Source organism: Pseudomonas sp. P5_A2_2, assembly GCF_054177685.1.
The window spans coordinates 1-1219 of the sequence record NZ_JBGCUL010001207.1; the positions used below are offsets into that span (position 1 = coordinate 1).

Below are 1219 nucleotides of genomic sequence, written 5' to 3' on the forward strand. Positions count from 1 at the left end.
AAGCGCCCGACCTTGACCACGGGGCAGCCGGCGGCAMACGTCATCACGATCGCCATCTGCAACAACACCTAGAAGGTGTCGCGGAATTTCGCCGCGGAGAATTCGGCGAAGCTTTCGGCGCAGTCGCCACCCTGCAACAGAAACGCGCGGCCTTGGGTCACCTCGGCAAACTGACGACGCAACTCCCGGGCTTCACCAGCAAACACCAGCGGCGGATAGCTGGCCAGGGTCTGCTCGACCCGCTGCAAATGCGCGGCGTCGGGGTATTGGGGTTGTTGCTGGATCGGCAGGGCGCGCCAGCTGTCAGGGCTCCAGGGTTGGCTCATCACGGTCTCTAGTGTTTTCGCTCGGACCTCCATGTTATCAGCAAATTAGTGCGTGACCTGTTCCCGTCGCTTCGCCGACAATCTCGCCTTTGCCGCTCTCTACACGCGGTGTTATTGCGTTGCCGGCCCCGGTGACGATCAGGAGATGAAATGACTGAGGAGCGCGTCGAGCATCTGCTCGCCGAGGTACAGGACGAGTTCGGCGTGATTCGTGTGCTGGAAGTGGCCGATTACCGTTTTCTCGAGTTCGGTGACGCCATCGAGCAAAGCTGCGTGTTCACCGCTGATCCGAGCTGGCTCGAGTACGACTATACCCGGGCGATGCTGATCGGCGCGCTGTGCCACGAGCACCCGGAAAGCGCGCTGTTTCTCGGTCTCGGCGCCGGTACTCTGACCCAGGCCTGCCTCAAGTTCCTGCCGCTGGAAGATGTCGAAGCCATCGAACTACGCCCGGACGTGCCGCGTCTGGCCATCGAGTACCTGGGGCTGGATGACGATCCGCGCCTGTACATTCGCGTTGGCGATGCCCTGGAACTGCTCGACACGGCTGAGCCGGCCGATCTGATTTTCGTCGACCTTTACACCGATGTCGGTCCGGGTGTCGGGCATCTGGCCTGGAGCTTTCTGGAAAACTGCCAGAAGCGATTGAATCCGGGTGGCTGGCTGGTCATCAATCAATGGGCTACCGACGACGGCAAACCCTTGGGCGCCGCGTTGTTGCGTGGTTTGTACCACCGACATTACTGGGAGCTGCCGGTGAAGGAGGGCAACGTGATTCTGATCGTGCCGTCGGAGCTGGATCAGGAACTGGACATGGACGGCCTGATCGCCCGCGCCGAAGCGCTGGCGCCACGGTTGGGGTATTCGCTGGATTCGTTGATCAAGTGCATTCG

The 1219-nt window shown here is 61.3% G+C and carries 1 protein-coding gene and 1 pseudogene; one reads left to right on the plus strand and one right to left on the minus strand.

The window, feature by feature from the left end; genetic code table 11:
* Positions 1-326: pseudogene (locus ACXRVY_RS30125) on the minus strand (3-deoxy-7-phosphoheptulonate synthase); the annotation flags it as partial.
* Positions 327-476: 150 nt separating this feature from the next.
* Here ACXRVY_RS30125 and ACXRVY_RS30130 point away from each other — a divergent pair.
* On the plus strand, positions 477-1219 hold a 743-nt coding region (locus ACXRVY_RS30130; protein ID WP_458239089.1), incomplete at its 3' end, for a spermidine synthase.